18 protein-coding genes are annotated in these 19,052 nt (G+C 42.2%); 9 read left to right on the forward strand and 9 right to left on the reverse strand.

Annotated features, from left to right (window positions below; translation table 11 throughout):
• The first annotated feature begins 107 nt into the window (after positions 1-107).
• From A7P55_RS04800 to A7P55_RS04815, 4 genes are read left to right on the forward strand one after another with little or no spacing between them, the layout of a single operon-like run.
• Positions 108-770 (forward strand): hypothetical protein, encoded by a 663-nt coding sequence (locus A7P55_RS04800; protein WP_171551287.1) that lies wholly within the window; start codon positions 108-110, stop codon positions 768-770.
• A gap of 18 nt (positions 771-788) precedes the next feature.
• Positions 789-1,595, forward strand: coding sequence for an SDR family NAD(P)-dependent oxidoreductase (locus A7P55_RS04805; RefSeq protein ID WP_171551288.1), 807 nt, complete (start codon positions 789-791; stop codon positions 1,593-1,595).
• 33 nt (positions 1,596-1,628) lie between these two features.
• Entirely contained in the window at positions 1,629-1,964 is a 336-nt protein-coding gene (locus A7P55_RS04810) for a hypothetical protein (protein ID WP_171551289.1), read from the forward strand.
• A 57-nt stretch (positions 1,965-2,021) separates the two neighbouring features.
• Positions 2,022-2,732 (forward strand): diphthine--ammonia ligase, encoded by a 711-nt coding sequence (locus A7P55_RS04815; RefSeq protein WP_171551290.1) that lies wholly within the window; start codon positions 2,022-2,024, stop codon positions 2,730-2,732.
• A gap of 30 nt (positions 2,733-2,762) precedes the next feature.
• Here A7P55_RS04815 and A7P55_RS04820 read toward each other — a convergent pair whose 3' ends face one another.
• The 8 genes from A7P55_RS04820 to sdsA all read right to left on the reverse strand — a co-directional run bounded on the left by A7P55_RS04820 (position 2,763) and on the right by sdsA (position 13,790).
• On the reverse strand, positions 2,763-3,203 hold the full coding sequence (locus A7P55_RS04820) for a YbjQ family protein (protein WP_171551291.1): 441 nt from the start codon (positions 3,201-3,203) through the stop codon (positions 2,763-2,765).
• An 8-nt stretch (positions 3,204-3,211) separates the two neighbouring features.
• Entirely contained in the window at positions 3,212-3,562 is a 351-nt protein-coding gene (locus A7P55_RS04825; protein ID WP_171551292.1) for a YbjQ family protein, read from the reverse strand.
• A 107-nt stretch (positions 3,563-3,669) separates the two neighbouring features.
• Positions 3,670-5,133 carry a multidrug efflux RND transporter AdeIJK outer membrane channel subunit AdeK gene (gene adeK, locus A7P55_RS04830; RefSeq protein ID WP_171551350.1) on the reverse strand — a complete coding sequence of 488 codons (1,464 nt, stop codon included), beginning with the start codon at positions 5,131-5,133 and terminating at the stop codon, positions 3,670-3,672.
• Positions 5,134-5,138: 5 nt separating this feature from the next.
• Positions 5,139-8,312 (reverse strand): multidrug efflux RND transporter permease subunit AdeJ, encoded by a 3,174-nt coding sequence (adeJ, locus tag A7P55_RS04835; protein ID WP_171551293.1) that lies wholly within the window; start codon positions 8,310-8,312, stop codon positions 5,139-5,141.
• Positions 8,313-8,324: 12 nt separating this feature from the next.
• Positions 8,325-9,578: an efflux RND transporter periplasmic adaptor subunit gene (locus tag A7P55_RS04840; RefSeq protein WP_171551294.1), complete on the reverse strand. Its 1,254-nt coding sequence runs from the start codon at positions 9,576-9,578 to the stop codon at positions 8,325-8,327.
• A complete protein-coding gene (locus tag A7P55_RS04845; RefSeq protein ID WP_171551295.1) occupies positions 9,565-10,215 on the reverse strand; it encodes a phosphatase PAP2 family protein in 651 nt (216 codons plus the stop codon). Before A7P55_RS04845 ends, A7P55_RS04840 begins: the two co-directional genes overlap by 14 nt.
• Before the next feature lie 534 nt (positions 10,216-10,749).
• Positions 10,750-12,798 carry a site-specific recombinase gene (locus A7P55_RS04850; RefSeq protein ID WP_171551296.1) on the reverse strand — a complete coding sequence of 683 codons (2,049 nt, stop codon included), beginning with the start codon at positions 12,796-12,798 and terminating at the stop codon, positions 10,750-10,752.
• A gap of 14 nt (positions 12,799-12,812) precedes the next feature.
• A complete protein-coding gene (sdsA, locus tag A7P55_RS04855) occupies positions 12,813-13,790 on the reverse strand; it encodes an All-trans-nonaprenyl-diphosphate synthase (protein ID WP_171551297.1) in 978 nt (325 codons plus the stop codon).
• 450 nt (positions 13,791-14,240) lie between these two features.
• Here sdsA and rplU point away from each other — a divergent pair, with 450 nt between their 5' ends.
• Together rplU and rpmA are read left to right on the forward strand one after the other, a co-directional pair.
• Positions 14,241-14,552, forward strand: coding sequence for a 50S ribosomal protein L21 (gene rplU, locus A7P55_RS04860; protein ID WP_004652230.1), 312 nt, complete (start codon positions 14,241-14,243; stop codon positions 14,550-14,552).
• A gap of 18 nt (positions 14,553-14,570) precedes the next feature.
• Positions 14,571-14,825, forward strand: a complete 255-nt coding sequence (rpmA, locus tag A7P55_RS04865) for a 50S ribosomal protein L27 (protein ID WP_004640422.1) — start codon at positions 14,571-14,573, stop codon at positions 14,823-14,825.
• 67 nt (positions 14,826-14,892) lie between these two features.
• Here rpmA and A7P55_RS04870 read toward each other — a convergent pair whose 3' ends face one another.
• Positions 14,893-15,762 carry a pirin family protein gene (locus A7P55_RS04870; RefSeq protein WP_171551298.1) on the reverse strand — a complete coding sequence of 290 codons (870 nt, stop codon included), beginning with the start codon at positions 15,760-15,762 and terminating at the stop codon, positions 14,893-14,895.
• 290 nt (positions 15,763-16,052) lie between these two features.
• Here A7P55_RS04870 and lolA point away from each other — a divergent pair, with 290 nt between their 5' ends.
• The 3 genes from lolA (at position 16,053) to serS (ending at position 19,027) form a co-directional block, all read left to right on the forward strand.
• Positions 16,053-16,751, forward strand: a complete 699-nt coding sequence (gene lolA, locus A7P55_RS04875; RefSeq protein ID WP_171551299.1) for an outer membrane lipoprotein chaperone LolA — start codon at positions 16,053-16,055, stop codon at positions 16,749-16,751.
• A gap of 122 nt (positions 16,752-16,873) precedes the next feature.
• Entirely contained in the window at positions 16,874-17,638 is a 765-nt protein-coding gene (locus A7P55_RS04880; RefSeq protein ID WP_171551300.1) for an RsiV family protein, read from the forward strand.
• Positions 17,639-17,755: 117 nt separating this feature from the next.
• Positions 17,756-19,027: a serine--tRNA ligase gene (gene serS, locus A7P55_RS04885; RefSeq protein WP_005205904.1), complete on the forward strand. Its 1,272-nt coding sequence runs from the start codon at positions 17,756-17,758 to the stop codon at positions 19,025-19,027.
• The last annotated feature ends 25 nt before the right edge of the window (positions 19,028-19,052 follow it).

Here is a 19,052-nt window from a genome sequence, read left to right on the forward strand (position 1 = left end):
TGCTAAATTCGGCGAGTACAACGCAAAAAAGATAGAAAAATTGATCTGATTAAAGAGCTTGTATCACAAGCTCTTTTTTATGGAAGCTAACAATTAGGGTTATGAAAATGAACACCGCCGTTTTTTTAAATATTCATGCGGATACTTATGCACGATTTGCGCATATTCGAACGCAATTGTTGCAAGGAAATAAGGAAAGTCAGGCCAGTGCGCTCGGCGATGTTTTGTCAGAAATGGCATGTGAAGTGATTGAACAAGTGTTTATGGTGCTATTACAAGGTAATCAGCATTACTCTCAAACAGGTGAGTCTGAAAAAGTCATTCAGCAAATTTTGGAAGCGATTCGTAAATATATGCCTTGGTCAATTTCTTTTTTTGGTAATGATCGTCTCATTCCTTTGGTTGAATATCTCTCCAAGACCTTACAAATTGAAGATGAAACCATCTATATGACCTATCCCGTAGAGCAACAGCTGGCACAGCAGGTTAGGACCTCAGGTCAGAAATTGGCCGAAGGGGATAGCCGCGAAATTGCCAATGCATTAAAACTATTAACCGAAGTGATTGATGTTGGGGTAACTCACTTAATCCGTGAACCGAAAAAATGTCTCAAGTTTAATTTTGTGGTGGATAAGACTTTAAACGGGGTGATCAATATGACCACACATCTCGGTTATAAGCGCTTGGAAAAATTAGGCACGCAATTAGATCAGAATGTTGCGGCAACTTATGTAGATTACTTCCTCAAATTTATGCGTCAACAGGCATAACAGCAATAGGGCATGACAATGGCAAAACTTAAAACGCTTGAGAATAAGGTGGTCTGGATTACAGGGGCTTCATCTGGTTTAGGCAAAGCTTTGGCTCGTGAATGTGCCTTGCAAGGTGCACAAGTGGTGCTGACCTCACGTCGTTATGATGAATTAGAAGCAGTACGCGTTGGATTACTCAAGCCTGAACAGCATCTTTCAATTGCTGCGGATATTACTGACGAAGCTCAAGTCCGCCATGCGCATGAACAGGTCTTGGCCTGTAAAGGACGTATTGACTGGCTGATCAATAATGCGGGTTTGAGCCAGCGTGCTCTAATTCAAGATACCACCATGCACACTGAACGTGCCATCATGGAAGTCGATTATTTCTCGCAGGTGTTCTTTACCAAAACTGTATTACCGACCTTGCTGCAACAAAAGTCGGGTCGTGTGGTCTTTGTTTCCAGCGTTGCTGGTTTATTGGGGACACAGTATCGTGCCACTTACTCAGCAGCTAAGGCAGCAATTCATATGTGGGCCAATAGCCTACGTGCCGAAGTTGCACCAGCAGGGGTTGAAGTGTCAGTGGTGTTCCCTGGTTTTGTTAAAACCAATGTATCCTTCAATGCTTTAAATGGCGAAGGTAAACCACAAGGTCATCAGGATGAAGCGATTGAAAATGGTCTGGATGCTGATGTATTTGCGGAACGGGTGGTGGAATCCTTAATGGCAGGCGAGCAATATATTGTGGTTGGTGGGAAAAAAGAACAATTGGGTGTGTTGGTCTCTCGATTGTCACCCAACTTGTTGTATAAGATGATTCGCAAAATGAAAGTGAAATAAGTGTAAATGTTATTATTTTTAAAGGACGTATAGGTGGAAGATAGTCAAAATTTATCTCAACCATCTTCAAGCCATCGAGTATCAATTACATTGATTGTAAGTTATTTGTTGCTTAGTTTACCTGCTAGTTTTTTGATGGGTGGGCTAGTAAGTCAGGTATTTACAATCATGGCGCCTCTTTTCGGAAATACAAAGAGTGATGCTTGGATTGGCGTATTTATACTGTCTGTCCCATCAATCTTATTGGCTTGCCTCATTGCATTGCCGATTATTATCAAAAAAGCATGTCACATTTTATCGACTGTTGTTTGGATATTGGGTTGCTTAACTTTATTTTTGGTTTTATATCTTACAAGCGTTTTGCACTAGACTGAAATAATTGAAAATAGAGTAGAGTTTAGATGCTCTATTGAATGGTATGGTTAAATGACAATCAATAATCGCAAGAAAGCCGTTTTTAATTGGAGCGGTGGTAAAGACTCTTCATTGGCACTGTATAAAGTTTTACAGCAAAATGAATTTGAGGTGATTGCTTTATTAACCACAGTGAATGAAGAAACCGAATTGTCCTCCATGCATGCCATTCCGCATGCATTGCTTGAAAAGCAGGCCGAAAGTATTGGTATTCCACTCTATCCAGTATTTCTACCGAAAAATCTACCTATCTATGAACAGCGTATGTTGGATGCAGCCCATCATTTTAAGGCACAGGGGGTTGAGCACTTTATCTTTGGTGATATTTACCTCAGCGATGTACGCAAATATCGTGAAGACCGTTTACATCCTTTAGGCATTGAAGTGGTTGAGCCGATATGGAATCTGAACTCGCTTGAAGTGATGCAGGATTTTTTGGATTCAGGCATTCAAACCAAGATCATCGTGACCGATGCCAGTAAATTGGATGAGTCGTTTATTGGACAGGATATCGATACGGCTTTGCTTGAGCGAATGCCAAGTGAAGTCGATGTCTGTGGTGAAAACGGGGAATATCATACTTTTGCTTATGCAGGCGGTTTATTCAAACATCCTGTTGAATTTGAAATTGCTGAAACTCGTCAGATGTCATACGAGTTTAAGTTAGAAGATGGGGAACAAAAAACCTATCACTATTGGCAAGCGATTTTTGCCGAGTCCTAAGAAAAATCCTGTGCATGGCACAGGATTTTTTTAATGTCTATGGATGATTGCCGTGCCATAGGCAAATACTTCAACCATACCACCTTGCATCCCTAATTCAGTCGTGCTGAGTCGAACACCCATAATCTGATTGGCACCCATAGCATGTGCTTCTTGCTTAAGGCGAACAACAGCTTCACGACGCGCACGTTCTACCACACTTTCATAGCTGACCAAACGCCCACCAAAAAAGTTTCGAATGGTTGCCAGTACATATTTAAAATAATCGTGGGAGATCACCACATTGCTGCTGACCATTTGTCCATAGGCCGATGTTTCGACAAAACGATTGGTATCAATACGGATATGGGAAAATTGCTTTTCTTTCTGATCTAGCTCACGCAAGTGTTTTTGCTCGATATGACGACCAAAACCCCAACCGACTGAAAACAGAATCAGAAACAGGACAATCTGAAAAATTAATCCATCCATAATTTTGCCTATGCGCCGAATGGGTCGGGAAGTTTAGGCGCAATGGGTTGTACCACGACCGCTGTACCATAGACGAATAACTCGGATGCACCTTGGGCAATATTTGAAGTGGAGAAACGAATACCGACAATGGCATTGGCACCTAAACCTTTGGCCTTATCAATCATACGTTGGGTTGCTTCTTGGCGTGATTCTTCCAGCAACTCGGTATAGCCCGTCAATTCGCCACCAACAATATTCTTTAAACCTGCCATCAAATCCCGGCCAACATGTTTACTACGAACGGTGCTGCCATACACCACATCGAGCTGGCGTAAAATTTCATGGCCTGGTACAGACTCTAAACTGCTCAATAACATTGTATTTTCTAAATCATTAATATATTCAGTTTGAAGATAAGAAATATTGGCAATGGTTGCAATAAAAAGCTCACCGAAGTGAGCTTTTTTATCCGCAAAAGATGAAATTATTTTTTTGCGTAATGTTGTTCAGAGCTAGATGGCTGATGCGTTACTGCTTCACTGGTAGACGCTTTGAGGCCACCGCCTAAGGTTTTGTACAGTTCAACTTGGTTGTTGAGGTTGGCTTGTTGTAATAACAGCAAACCTTGTTCAGCTGAATAAGCAGAACGTTGCGCATCCAATACGGTTAAATAGCTGTCAATACCAGCACGGAAGCGGGCATTTGAAAGTTTATACGTGGTATTGGTGGCATCAACCAGACGGCGTTGAGCGGTTAAACGGTCGCCAATGTTGGCACGCGTCGCCAAAGCATCATTCACTTCACGGAAAGCTGACTGAACTGATTTTTCATAGTTAGCCAGTGCAATTTTCTGATCGGTTTCAGAGATTTTGATATTAGCTTTACGTGTACCCCAGTCAAAAATTGGGATATTCAGGCTTGGACCAATAGACCATACACCATTGCCAGCTTTGAACAGATCGCTCAAGTCAGTTGATGCATAACCCGCAGAACCGGTTAAGCTAATCGTTGGGAACAGTTGAGCTTTAGCAGCCCCAATATTCGCACCTGCAGCACTTAACTGGTATTCAGATGCTTTCACATCTGGGCGGTTGTTGAGCAAGTCACTTGGCAAACCAGCACTGAACACGCTTTGTTGCGTGATACGTGCCACTTGTTGTTGAGGCAGTAGGTTTTGTGGCACTTGCTGACCAACAAGCAAGTTCAACAAGTTTTGTGCTTGAGCAACTTGAGTCTTATAGTTCGCAACATCATTACGTGCTGTTTCAACCGAAATCTGAGCTTGACGCACAGGGATTTCGCTATCAATACCCACATCAAAACGTTTCTTGTTCAAGTTAAACGAGTCTTGTTGAGCTTTTAGCGTTTGATCCGCAAGTTTCAATTGTGCATTCGCGTATGAGTAGTTCAACCAGGCTTGAGTGACTTGGCTGATCAAGCTGATCTGCGTTGCATCGCGTGAGCTTTGCGTTGCAAGATAGCTATCCAAAGCCGCATCTTTCAAGCTACGTACACGACCCCAGAAATCCAACTCATATGACGTTAAGCCTAAGCCGACTTGATAGGTTGAATATGGGTTATTTGGATCACGGCTAGGGGTGACTTGACGAACCGCACTACCACTTGCGCCAATCGTTGGTAACTGATTGTTTTCCGAGATTTGGTATTGCTGTTGTGCTTTTTGAATATTCAAAGCCGCAGTACGTAAATCACGGTTATTGGCAAGCGCCAGATCAATCACTTGCAGTAAACGTTGGTCAGCAAAGAAGTCTTTGTAACCTTGTTCCGCGATTGATGTTCCAGAAGCATTGCCGTAAGACGCGAAGCTTTCAGGAACATCTGAGCTTACCACAGGCTCTGGCCCGCGCATGCTTTGGCAGGCAGCCAAAGACAGCGCGAGGGCAGAGATTGCAATGCCACGACTGGAAATAGACCATACAGTTTGCATCACGATCAATGCTCCTGAGTATTTAAAGTTTTAGGTTTGTACTTAAAGATACTACGAATCCACACGAAGAATACAGGGATGAAGAAAATACCTAAAAGTGTTGAAGAAATTACACCACCAAGTACACCATAACCAACTGAGTGTTGGCTACCCGCGCCAGCACCGCTTGCAAGGGCAAGTGGTAAAACACCAAAACCGAATGCAAGTGTGGTCATGATAATTGGGCGTAAACGCATTTTTGCAGCATGTAATGTTGCTTCAAAGAGTTCTTCGCCTTGTTCCTGTAATTCTTTCGCAAATTCGACGATCAAGATAGCATTCTTCGCTGAAAGACCAATTACGGCAACAATCGCAACCTGGAAGTAAATGTTAAAGGATAAGTTTGGATCACCTTTAATCAGCATACCTAACCATGTCAAGGTAAATGCACCGACGATACCTAAAGGTACAACCAGTAATACAGAAACAGGGACTGACCAGCTTTCATAGAGTGCAGCAAGACACAGGAATACGATTAATAATGAAAGAACAAGAAGAGGTGCTGTTTGGCTACCAGAATCACGTTCTTCTAAAGATAAACCTGTCCATTCATAGTCGAAACCGGTTAAGCCCATAGAAGGTAACTTACCAATGATTTCTTCCATTGCCAACATTGCATCACCAGAGCTGACACCCGGTGCAGGCGTACCTTGAATGTTAACAGATGATACGCCGTTATAACGCTCTAGACGTGGTGAACCATAGGTCCATTCACCTTTGGCAAAGCCAGAGAAAGGAACCATTTCGCCTTTGTTATTACGCACATACCACTTGTTCAAGTCTTCAGGCATCATGCGTGTATCCGCTTCACCTTGGACATAAACTTTCTTCACACGACCACGGTCGACGAAGTCATTGATATATGAACCACCCCAAGCCATGCTCATGGTGCTGTTAATATCGGCAATACTGACACCCATTGCACCTGCTTGCGCTTGATCAATGGTGATCTGGTACTGTGGTGTATCTTCTTGACCATTTGGACGTACACCCGCAAGACGTTTGTCTTGTGATGCCATACCTAAAATCGCATTACGAGCAGCAATGAGTTTTTCATGCCCTTGACCGCTGGCATCTTTTAACTGGATATCGAAACCAGAAGCGACACCCAATTCAGGCATTGCGGGTAACTGCAATGGCATGATGTAAGACGCATCTTTCACAATCATGTTCAATGCCATACCACGTTGAATAATGGCACCGATTTGTGATTCTGGTGTGGTACGCTCACTCCAGTCTTTTAATTTAATAAAGGCAAGACCCGCGTTCTGACCCACCCCTGTGAATGAGAAACCAGCAACTGTAAAGATTGACTCTACATTTTCTTTTTCCTTATTCAAGAAGTAACCCGTCATGGTATCAATGACTTTATCAGTACGTTCCAAGCTCGCGCTCGGTGGTAACTGAACTAAGGTCATCACCACACCTTGGTCTTCTTCTGGTAAGAACGAAGATGGCAAAACTTTGTAGATACCAACCAATGCTGCGATGACAACAATATAAAGCACACCAGAGAATAACTTGTGGTGGGTCATACGATTGACGCCGCCTTGGTATTTCTCTGAAAGTTTTTCAAAGCTACGGTTAAACCAGCGGAAGAAACGCGCGAAAATATTGTTGCTTTCCTGCTTGTTTGGATCGTGCTGTTTTAACAAGGTTGCACACAGGGCAGGGGTAAAGGTAAGTGCTACGATCAATGACAAGATCATCGCAGTAACTAGCGTGATCGAGAATTGACGATAAATTACCCCAGTGGTTCCACTAAAGAACGCCATCGGTACGAATACTGCTGTTAATACACTGGTAATACCGACTAAGGCACCCGAAATCTGGCTCATTGACTTTTCAGTCGCAGGGACAGGTTCGAGATGCTCTTCCTGCATCACCCGTTCAACGTTCTCGACCACAACGATGGCATCATCGACCAATAGACCGATGGCTAGTACCATTGCGAACATGGTGAGGGTGTTGATTGAGAAGCCGAAGATATTAATTACAGCAAATGTACCGAGTACCACCACAGGTACAGCCAATGTTGGAATAATCGTTGCGCGCCAGTTCTGTAAGAACAAGAACATTACGATGAATACCAAGACAACGGCTTCAATGAGTGTGTGTACAACACTTTCAATGGATAGACGAATAAATGGTGTGGTGTCATACGCAAGCTTGTCTTTTAAACCGCTTGGATAGTTATGACGTAATTCAGATAAACGCTTTTCAACTGCGGCAGCGGTATCCAGTGCATTGGCACCTGTTGCAAGTTTGATTGCAACACCACCTGCAGGACTACCATTAAATTTCGAGTCGAATTGGTAGTTATCAGAACCCAATTCTACACGTGCAACATCACCTAAACGAACTTGAGCACCACCTGAAGTATTTTTCAGGAAGATATTTTTAAACTGTTCAGGGGTTTGCAACATGGTTTGTGCATTTACGGTTGCATTGAGTACTTGACCCGCAGTCGATGGCGCACCACCGAGCTGACCAACTGCAACTTGGGAGTTTTGTGCACGAATGGCTGTTGCAACATCATTTGGCGTTAGGTTAAAGCTAGTCAGTTTTGCTGGATCTAACCAGATACGCATCGCATATGAACCACCAAATACTTGGAGTTCACCTACACCTGCCACACGACTCAGTGGCTCAGAAATATTTGAGTTCACATAGTCTTTAATGTCAGAAGCAGAAAGGCTGTTATCTGGCGAATAAAATGCAATAACTTGCAAGAAGCTTGCACCAGACTTAGTCACTTTTACACCTTGACGTTGTACGTCAGCAGGTAAAAGAGCTGTTGCTGATTGCAGTTTGTTTTGAACTTGAACCTGCGCGATATCTGGATCGATACCTTGTGCAAAGTTTAAGTTAATCGATGCTTGACCATTACCCGCACTGTTCGATGAAATGTAACGTAAGCCATCCAAACCATTCATTTGTTGTTCAATGATTTGGGTTACGGTATTTTCAACAGTTTGTGCAGAAGCCCCAGGATAAGTTGCAGAAATGGTTACCGTGGGGGGGGCAATTGTCGGATATTGTGCAACTGGCATTTTTGTAAGCGTGATAATACCCGCCAACATAATGACCAGTGCAATCACCCAAGCGAAAATTGGGCGATGGATAAAAAATTGAGCCATGCAATCTACCCCTTAAGCTTCTGAAGTTGCTTTTTGTTCAGCTTTTGGTGAATTGGCTTGCTTTTGTTGTTCAGCAGCTTTTGGTGCTGCATTTTGACCTTCAGCTGCTTTTGGTTGATAAGGTTTAGCAGACACTTCTTGTCCTTCTTTTACCTTGGCAACACCATCAACAACAACTTTATCACCAGCCTGTAAGCCTTCAGTTACAATCCAGTCTTGACCTTTGACACCCACAGTTTTAACTGGGCGTGTTTCGATCGCACCTTTTGCATTTACCACTAAAGCAATTGCTTGTCCTGTTGGTAAACGAGACACAGCTGCTTGAGGGATCAGATAAGCGTTTGGCAAAACTCCTTGCGAAATTTTAGCCGTTGCATACATACCTGGTAATAACAAATGGTTTGGATTTGAGAAGACTGCACGTAAAGTCACAGTACCTGTATCTGGATTCACACTTGCATCAGAGAAAGCAAGTTGACCTTCCACTGGGTACTCAGAACCATCTTCCAGCGTGATTTTGACACGGGTATTGTTGCTGTTATTCAAGCTGCCTTTGCTGAGTTGTTGGCGTAAACGCAATAATTCAGCACTCGATTGATTGATATCAACATAGATTGGATCTAGTTGTTGAATCGTGACCAATGGATCAGCTTGGTTTGCAGTCACCAATGCACCTGGTGTCACCGAAGAACGGCTAGATTGACCAGAAATTGGTGCGCGAACAGTTGAGTAACCCAATGTAATTTCAGCATTTTTTAATGAAGCCTCAGATGCAGCTACATCAGCTTCAGCTAATTTTACTTGAGCATTGATATCATCATATTCTTGTTTAGAAACCGCATTGGTTCCGACAAGTTGACGATAACGACCTTCTTTCACGCGTAAGGCATTTAGGTTCGCTTGTTGACGCAATAACGTTGCACGTGCACTGTCTGCAGTTGCACGGTTCGTATTGGCATCAATTTGATAAAGTGCTTGACCTGCTTGAACGTAGCTTCCTTCAGCAAATAATCGTTTTAAGATTACGCCACCTGTTTGAGGGCGTACTTCCGAAACTTGATATGCAGAGGTTCGTCCTGACAGTTCGACGTTTTGTTCAACGCTTTGTGGTTGCGCAACAATGACACCAACTTCTGGAGGTGGCATTTTTTGAGCAGCAGCAGCTTGCTGTGCATCTTTAGGATCTTTGCTACAACCAACAAGCGCAATGCTTGTTGCTAATGCGCAAGCAGTTAGGGCTGGAGCCCAAAGCTTAGCCGACATCATTATTCCACCTCAATTTAGATTTTTTATCTAAAAACAAATTGTTGCTGAAAGTGCTTTGATACAGCCCAAACCAAAGCAACGAAGTCCAAATCAACCCAATTCCCCAACCGGCAAGTACGTCAGTTGGGTAGTGAACCCCTGCATAGACTCTAGATATCCCCATGAAGATAAACCATAAAGTAGATACTAAAATGACACTGGTGCGATATTTATGTTGTTGACACAACAACATAGCTAGACTCGCAAGGGTTGCAGCATAAAGGCTATGAGCACTTGGGAAGGATGCACCATAACTTTGAACCAAGTGATAAAACTCCATTGGTCTTGGCCGATCAATGCTCCATTTCAGAAGCCAACCAATCACAATGCTGCCACTGACACTTAAAGCGATAAACGTCACATTCTTATAATTTTTAATCCACGTTTGGTAAATACACAAAAATGTTGTTAAAAATAGTAAAAAAGGCATTCCACCGAGCCGAGAGAGCAGAACTGTCACATGATTAAGCGTAAATGAACGGTGTTCAAAAAAAGCTTGAACACTAAAAAGGTCTAAAGTTGATGCGTTGGAATTCATTAACCCAATCACACCGAGTCCTAAAAAAAAGCAACCAATACAAAGCAATAGGTATGGCATGCGCTACTCATTATTTGCTTAACCATTGTTCAGGGTTGTTGAGTGTTAGAAAGTGTACTCGCGAGTACACTTTTGGTCAAGTCTTGAAATTTTATGATAATTTCATTTTTGTGTTTTTTTAAGGTCTAGTAAAAAAACATAACAAAATTTGATGTATATCTCATTTTCAATTGATATCAGTATTTATTGAAAGAAGCTGTTTTTAACGTATTCGATTCATCATGAAAATCACAATATGCCATATAACATGATTCGACGAAAGTGAAAAAATAAACCACTTATTCAAAATACATCATAAAATTCTTACATAGTTAGTGATGTAGAAGCATTTTTTGATCTCTATCATTCCAAATCGAAATACGGACTCGTGTCATCGTATCTCCTTAGGGTAAAGGGGTACCATGGCTGAGAAGTGATCTATTGAATAATAGATGCTGGGAATACCAACCCATTTGAACTATTTTTGGTAGATGGATTATACGTAAAAATAGTTCAAATGTTAGACTTGTACTTCGCTGTTTTTTCTGTACAAAGTTAGTGATGTGAAGATGCGTTTTTGCTTTGCTCTTCAACTTCTACGGGTTGCTTAGGTGGCCAGAAAAAATCGCTTGGTCGGGTTAAGAAATGCGTTGTCACTAACTTAGCTAAAGGCTTCCATTGTGCAAAACGAACACGACGTGCACGTAGAGCAACAATAATGGTTAGGGTAAAGCTCACAAATAAGTTGGTTAAGCCGATTAGCATCACACCTAAAAATGACACTAAAATTAAACCAATGTCAGGACCACCAATGGTCATTAAACCTTGGATAAAGTTGGCAGAAGCAAAGGCAATATGACGGATATCTAAAGGCAAGCCTAAAATAAATCCAATCGTTCCCATACTACCCAGCATGATCCCGAACAAGAAGTTACCTGCCAATGCGCCGAGATTGGTCTCAATATAGTTGGCAAATTTATCCAACCGTTGTTGTCCCATCCAGCGTTTTAACCGTCGATGCTGCTTTAAGCGTGGACCGACTTTACGGTAAACTGCCAAGTTATCGAAATAACCAGCAATCAAGCCTGAGAAAAATAAACAAACACCTGCAATTGCAGCATGTGGGACCGCCAGCGAGGTAAAAGGGTTGAGACTATGTAGCAATGCGGCTGATTTGGCATGATTGAGTAGTGGTTCACCGAGATTGTATTGCCATAAAAAGGTAATCAGTGCTGCAGTTGGGATTGCAATCGAGATATTGCCTAGAATTGCAATGAACTGAGTTCGGATAATATTAATAATCAATGCGGCCAGTTCGGCAATTTGTGCGGTCTTGCTGCCTTTTTGCTGCTGTACGGTTGACGCCAATGCTGCTGCAGTCATGGCAGGTTGTTTGGTCGCCACGGTAAAATGCAATACATGGATCAGCATAAAACCAAGCGCATAGTTCATACTATATAAAAAGGCATGACCAAACGGGGCTAATACTAAACGTGCCGTTAAAATTTTCAGCGTTGCCATGGTGGCAATGATTGCACCTGCACCCGCAGCCGCCTTGTACATACCAAAGAAGCCAGCTTTGTCGGTACTTACATAGTGTTCGCCTGTTTTACTGGCGTTCTCAGTCACCTGTAAGGCAATCAACTCACTGGTTGAGGTTAATAAGTGACGAACACTTTTTTCATTGTAGTGTGCTTTGGTCAAATCGACGATCAGCTCACCCAATGCGGTATAACGTGCATCATTTTGACTGGCTAATAAGGTCAGCAGCAGTTCAATACGGTCAATTGCCTGTTCTAACAGCGACAATAAATAGGTCAGGCTGATGCTAACCCCAATCCGTTTGGTGGCGCGGCGAATTTTCAAGACCACTTCACGACACTGATCCAACATCACAAAGGCTTGCGAAGCATCAGGTGGCGGCAAAACGACAACAGCATCTTGATCATCAATCTGCTTTTTATATTTCTCGATGAACTCTACGATTTCTCGGTTTTGTACCAGAAAAGGTGATTCATATTCGGTAATTTCGGGTTGCGCATTAATAAATTCAGGATATAAACCGATACCACTAATTCGATAGGACAAGACCGTAATCGCTTTAATCAGCTCATTTTTCGAAATCTGTTTTTCGATGGTATTACTTTGACTTTCACCTAATAGATTAAATAGCGTAATCCAGTCCTGATTCTCAATCAGATCGAGCCATTCACTGTCATTTTCTTGGTGGAACACCTTCCCAATCAGGGTTTTCAGTTGTTGACCGTCTTCGACCAAAGGGAGGAAGTGCGCGCCTAAGCGTTGTCCCAACTGATTCCAGAAACCATCCAGCGATAAAATTCCGCTGTCAGCATATAAGCTTAACTGTTTATATTGGCTAATCAGCTTGAGTAAGAAATTTTGCAGCAGGATTGCAGAGGTTGGAGTCAGTAATAATATTTTGATCAGCGCATGAATACGCTGTTTGACTTCATCCGTATCATTTGGATTTTTGGGGCGAATCCGATTGACCAGTTCAATCAGCAGTTGTTCGTCAAGAATAGCTTGAGGTTGGTCAAGCTGTTCCTGCATTTTTAGAAAAAGATCAGATAAGGTTAAATGCATAGGCAGTCAGAAAATTATTGTAGTCGATGTAAAGCCATTAAGGTCAAATTGATCAGTGCTTGGCGATATTCATTATCTGGCAGCGCTTTTAACGCTTCTAAAGCGGCATCCGTTTCCTGTTGGGCACGTTTTTGACAGTAATCTAGGCCACCCGAGTGATGAACAATTTCAATCACTTTATCTAAATGCTCAACACCACCCGTTGCAATACTGCGACGAATGATCTCGTGATCCTCGCCAGTTGAATGGGCTAATGCCGAAATTAACGGTAAAGTTGGTTTTCCTTCCATTAAATCATCACCAATATTTTTACCTAATGTTTCAGCATCAGAGGTGTAATCTAAAATATCGTCGATAATTTGAAAGGCATTACCAAAATGACCTGCGAAGCGACGCAAAGGTTCACGGTATTCTTCTGTTCCCGCTAGAATAGCTGCACCTTCGGTGGCAAGTTCGAATAAACGAGAGGTTTTACCGTGGATAATTCTTAAATAGGTTTCTTCTGTGGTTTCTGGTTGGTGCTGCGATTGAAGTTGGAGTACTTCACCTTCTGCAATTTCACAGGTGCCGGTCGAGAAATCTTTTAATAAGGTCATATTGTTTAAGTCGACCAATAAATCAAAAGCTCGCGAGATTAGAAAGTCACCGACTAAAACCGCAGTTTGGTTATTCCAAGTGGCATTTGCTGTTGGGCGACCACGGCGCAAGTTCGATTCATCGACCACGTCATCATGAACCAAAGTTGCGGTGTGCAGCATTTCAATCACCGCAGCCAAATGCTGTGCCTGTTGCATATTGGCGAGTCCACAAGCACGCGCTGCCAATAAGCACATAATCGGACGCATGCGTTTGCCGCCTGCTTCCACCACGTGTTTGCTGACACTCATGACGAGGCCCACTTTTGAGCTAATTCCTTCATTAATCAGGCGATCCATCGCAGCAAAATCTGTCGCAACAGGGGAGAGAATGTCTTGCTTAAAATCGATAACCATATGAAGAAAAACCTCGTATAGATGGGTAGTGTTGCCAAGTGTATCAATTAATCTGTGACTAAACAGTTATACAGACTGCGTAATCTGTCATTTAAAACACGATGATGAGCTCTTTGGTCTTAAATTAGACAGAAAAAAGGGAAGTTCCCACCAAACGCCACTACTTTACTTATGGCATTGTAAAAACACAGTTTGTTATTGTCACAATTTGTTTTCAAAAATGTATTTCAAATTTTGATCAGAATCAATCAAAACAGTTCGCCATCAATCTAATTGATTTTGCTTAAAAATCCAAGCAAGTTATCGATATACATGTGTTTATGTAAAATCACTTGTCGTTTGATCAATTTTCACTTAAAATTTGTCCCCTTGTATAACCCCAGTGGCGTTCGTCTTAAGATCGGTATATCCCTTTATCGGCACGACGACACGGGCAAGTTGGAGTACATTATGTACGCAGTAATCCAAAGCGGTGGTAAACAGCACCGTGTTGTTGAGGGTGAAACCCTTAAAGTAGAATTATTGAAAGCTGAAACTGGCGCGACTATTACGTTTGATGACGTATTAATGGTTGTTAACGGTGACAACATTCAAATCGGTGCTCCAGTTGTTGCTGGCGCAAAAGTAACTGCAGAAGTAGTTGGCCATGGTCGTCACGACAAAATCCGCATCATCAAAATGCGTCGTCGTAAACACTACCGTAAGCAACAAGGTCACCGTCAATGGTTTACCGAGTTGAAAATTACTGGTATCGCAGGCTAATACGAGGAGTAAATAGACATGGCAACTAAAAAAGCCGGTGGATCGACGAAGAACGGTCGTGATTCGAATCCTAAGATGTTAGGTGTTAAAGTTTACGGTGGTCAAACTGTAACTGCTGGTAACATCATCGTTCGTCAACGTGGTACTGAGTTCCACGCTGGTGCAAATGTTGGTATGGGCCGTGACCATACTTTATTTGCTACTGCTGACGGCGTAGTAAAGTTTGAAGTGAAAGGTCAATTTGGCCGTCGCTATGTAACTGTTGAAGCTTAAGTTTTAATAGTTCGAGAAAACCCGCTTTGAGCGGGTTTTTTTATGTATATCAATTTTGAATTGTAGATTAGCTTGAAGCTTTTCCAAAGTTTCCTGTTTTTAAGTCCTCGTAGGCCTGTAAAATTTCTTCATAACTGTTCATCACAAAGAAACCATGTCCATTGATTGGTTCTTGTAAGGGCGGTGCGGATAAAAATAGCAGATCACAATCCTCTAAGGCAGTGATCACAACATCCGTATCAAAGCTCGACATCACCGCTAAGGCCTGTTCTTCCAATGTGTCTTCATGTTCAGTGAATTGAAGCTTGCCTTTACGTAAATAAATTAAAGTCGTGTCCCCATGTTGTGCAGGAAGTGTCAGTTGATGATCTTTATTTAGATGAACATCAAATACGTTCATTGGGCTAAATGTTTGGGCGATCCCCTGAATATTTTGAAACTGTCCAGCCACAATCCGGACATAGCCTGCATTCTGTTCGAGAGGCACTTTTGGGATCGTATTATTTAAGAGGCTTTGATAGCGAGGTGCTGACATTTTATTTTTTGCGGGAAGGTTGACCCACAATTGCAGCATTTCAAAGTATCCACCACGCTCACGAAAAGCAGGGCTAAAATGTTCGGTATGCTGAATGCCAGAAGCTGCTGTCATCCATTGCACATCACCTTGTCCGATGACTCCACCTTGCCCCGTAGAATCTTGGTGTTGTAATTCACCAGCAAAAACAAAGGTCACGGTTTCAAAGCCACGGTGTGGATGTTCATTGACACCTTTTTTTGTGCTTTTGGGTGACAAGCGTCCCGGTCCTAGATGATCTAACAATAAAAAGGGCGAGGTGGTATTACCCAGTTCCTGATAAGAAAAGACTGAAAGGGCTGGATAAAAATCGCCAATCGCAAATCGTGTGTCATTCCGGTGGATAAAGGCAAGACTTTTCATGAATGATGCTGGTTAAAATCATTAGCTTTAGCTTATCAAATGCTGGTGATTCGTCTAGATTCACGCTGAGCAATAATTTTCCCTGATCAGACATTGACGAATGCAGTCGGTGAATGGTCGAAATGTTAATTTTCGTTCTTACAATCTCTACATAAAGGCTGCAACTTCATACATAATGCAGAACTTTGCGACACGAATTACACAAAACCGTTGCTTTTCTTCATTTTTTTAATGATCAAAAACAGTAAGATGTCGTCATACCAGTAGAAATCTGATAGAAGGTTGTTTTTATGAATTTCGTAAAAAAAATGGCTTATGCTGCAACAATAAGTGCTATGACACTTGCTCCTGTTGTGAGTAGTCAGGTCTTCGCTGCACCCGTTGCTGCATCAGCTCAGCAAGCAACCACCAGTTTGGTTCAACAGTTATCTGGCTTGCAAAGATTCACCGCAGATTTTGAACAAACCACAAAAGTAGCAACAGGTAATAAAGCAGTACAAAAAAAAGGTTTAACTGCTCAGCACATGAATCAGGCTTTTAAAGGGACAATGAAAGTTGAACGTCCTGGGAAATTTTATTGGGAAACCACCAGCCCAGCCAAACAAACTATTGTGACCACGGGGAAAGTAGTATGGATTTATGATCCAGACTTGCAGCAAGCCGTGCGTCAAAGCTTAGATGATCAAATTGCCAATACCCCAGCATTATTGTTATCGGGCAATACCAACCAGATCATGCAGTCTTATCGTGTGACTCAACCAGACCGTACCAAACTGTATTACACCTTGTATCCAAAGCAGGAAGATGGCGCATTCCAAAGCTTAACCATTAGTTTTGGTGGCAATAAAGCACCGAATTTGATGGTATTACAAGACTCTTTAGGTCAAACCACTTATGTCCGTTTTAGTAATATTAAAGTGAATCAGGCGATTCCAGCATCAGTGTTTAATTTCACACCGCCTAAAGGCACCGATATTATTGATCAGTAACTCTCCGCTTGACTTGAAAAGCCGCACATGTTGCGGCTTTTTTGATATGAAGTTTGGATACATTTTTTAATTTCATCTTGGGGCAAGGCTTTGTATAGTGAAGAAAAACATCAGAGACTTGCATGACGATGAAACTTTCACAACTATCAAAAATTATTCCACTGCTCCCCATCCTGACGGTTGTTGCATTAGCAGGTTGCCAACCTAAAAAAGAGACTACTGCGACCACTGAAAAAGTCGATATTCCATTGATTCATGCAAAAGTGGTGGCGGTTAAAATTCCAAAGCAGAAAGTCTGTTTGGAGGATGGTTGTACCACGTATGATTTACAAACGGTTGAAACCAATCAGAAATGGATTGATGAATATTTTGTGAATCGAATGAAAAAAGCGGAGCCGAATGCATTTTCTAATATTGCGGATCAAAAAGTTAAAGTCCCTGCGGACGAACCATCTCAAAGTGAAAGCAGTACTTATGTACGTTTTATTGGGCAAAACTATAATTTAGCGACTTTTGCGATTCAGAGTTATTCTTACTCTGCAGGTGCTGCACATGGCATGTCACATCAAGAGTTTGTGAATTTTGACTTGAGCAATAAAAAACATATCACGGTCAGTGAATTGCTTAAACCTGATATGAATACCAAACTACGTGATGAGCTATATGCATCTAATCAAAACTGGCTCGAAGACCATAGTATTAAAAAAGAACAATTGCAGGTCAGTGATAACTATTACTATGGGGTAAATGGCATCGTATTTGTTTATCCACTGTATGAATTGGCATCTTATGCGGAAGGCATGAGTGAGTTGACCTTGCCGTACTATGCAGCCAAACAGTTTGTGAAGGCTGAATATTTACCAAGTTTGCCAAAAGATCCGAACTAGTTCTTCTCCAGCATCTATATCTCAGGTGTGGATGCTGAACTTTGTTGCCAATCGCTGTATTTTTTTAGGTTAAAGCCTTACACTATAGCCAGTTTTTTTCTCTATTCATGATTGATTATGATCGACCCAAAATTACTTAGAAATAATATCGAAGCAGTCAATGCTGCTTTGGCAAAACGTGGTATTCAGCTAAATGTGCAAGAGTGGGCTGACTTAGAAGCTCGCCGTAAAGATTTGCAATCCAAAGCTGAAAACTTACAAGCAGAGCGTAATGCTGGTGCGAAACAAGTCGGTCAAATCAAAAAATCGGGTGGAGATGCTTCTGAAATCATGGCGCGTATGGCGGCCATTGGTGATGAAATCAAAGCTGCGGAAGTGGCTTTGGCTGAGTTGCAAGCTGAGCTTGAGCAAAAATCATTGGCGATTCCAAACTTGCCAGATGAATCTGTTCCCTTTGGTAAAGATGAAAGCGATAACCTTGAAATCTTAAAGTGGGGTACACCACGTCAGTTTGATTTCGAGATCAAAGATCATACCGATCTTGGTGAAATGATGGGTGGTCTGGAGTTTGAAACGGCGACCAAATTAACAGGTTCACGTTTCAGCGTATTGAAAGGACCTTTGGCGCGTTTACAACGTGCTTTAGCCCAGTTCATGTTGGATACGCACACGCTTAAAAATGGCTATACCGAAGCTTATGTGCCGTATTTGGTCAATGCAGACAGCTTACGTGGTACAGGTCAACTGCCTAAGTTTGAAGAAGACTTATTCAAACTTCAGGGTGAAAAAGAGTATTACTTGATTCCAACTGCTGAAGTGCCAGTGACCAACTTCGTTCGTGACGAAATTATTGATGCGGATCGTTTACCACTGAAATATTCTGCACACACCCCATGTTTCCGTAGCGAAGCAGGTTCTTATGGTCGTGATACCCGTGGTTTGATTCGCCAACACCAATTCGACAAGGTCGAAATGGTGCAAATCGTAAAACCAGAGCACTCTATGCAGGCACTTGAAGAATTGACTGCACATGCAGAGGGCATTTTGCAGGCATTAGGCTTACCGTACCGTAAGATTTTGCTTTGTGGTGGTGACATGGGTTTTGGTGCAGTCAAAACGTATGACCTAGAAGTATGGGTACCAAGCCAAGATACTTATCGTGAAATCTCAAGCTGCTCAAATGTGGGCGATTTCCAAGCACGTCGTATGAAAGCACGCTACCGTGTCGATCAGAAGAAGATCGAATTGGTGCATACCTTGAATGGTTCAGGTTTGGCAGTTGGTCGTACCTTGCTTGCAGTGATGGAAAACTATCAACGCGCTGATGGTTCAATCGAGATTCCAGAAGTTTTACGTCCATATATGGGCGGTGTTAGCTACATCGACTAAACTGTGCATCGATTTTGTGCATAGT

This window comes from Acinetobacter sp. Ac_5812 (genome assembly GCF_013072695.1).
Taxonomy (GTDB): domain Bacteria; phylum Pseudomonadota; class Gammaproteobacteria; order Pseudomonadales; family Moraxellaceae; genus Acinetobacter.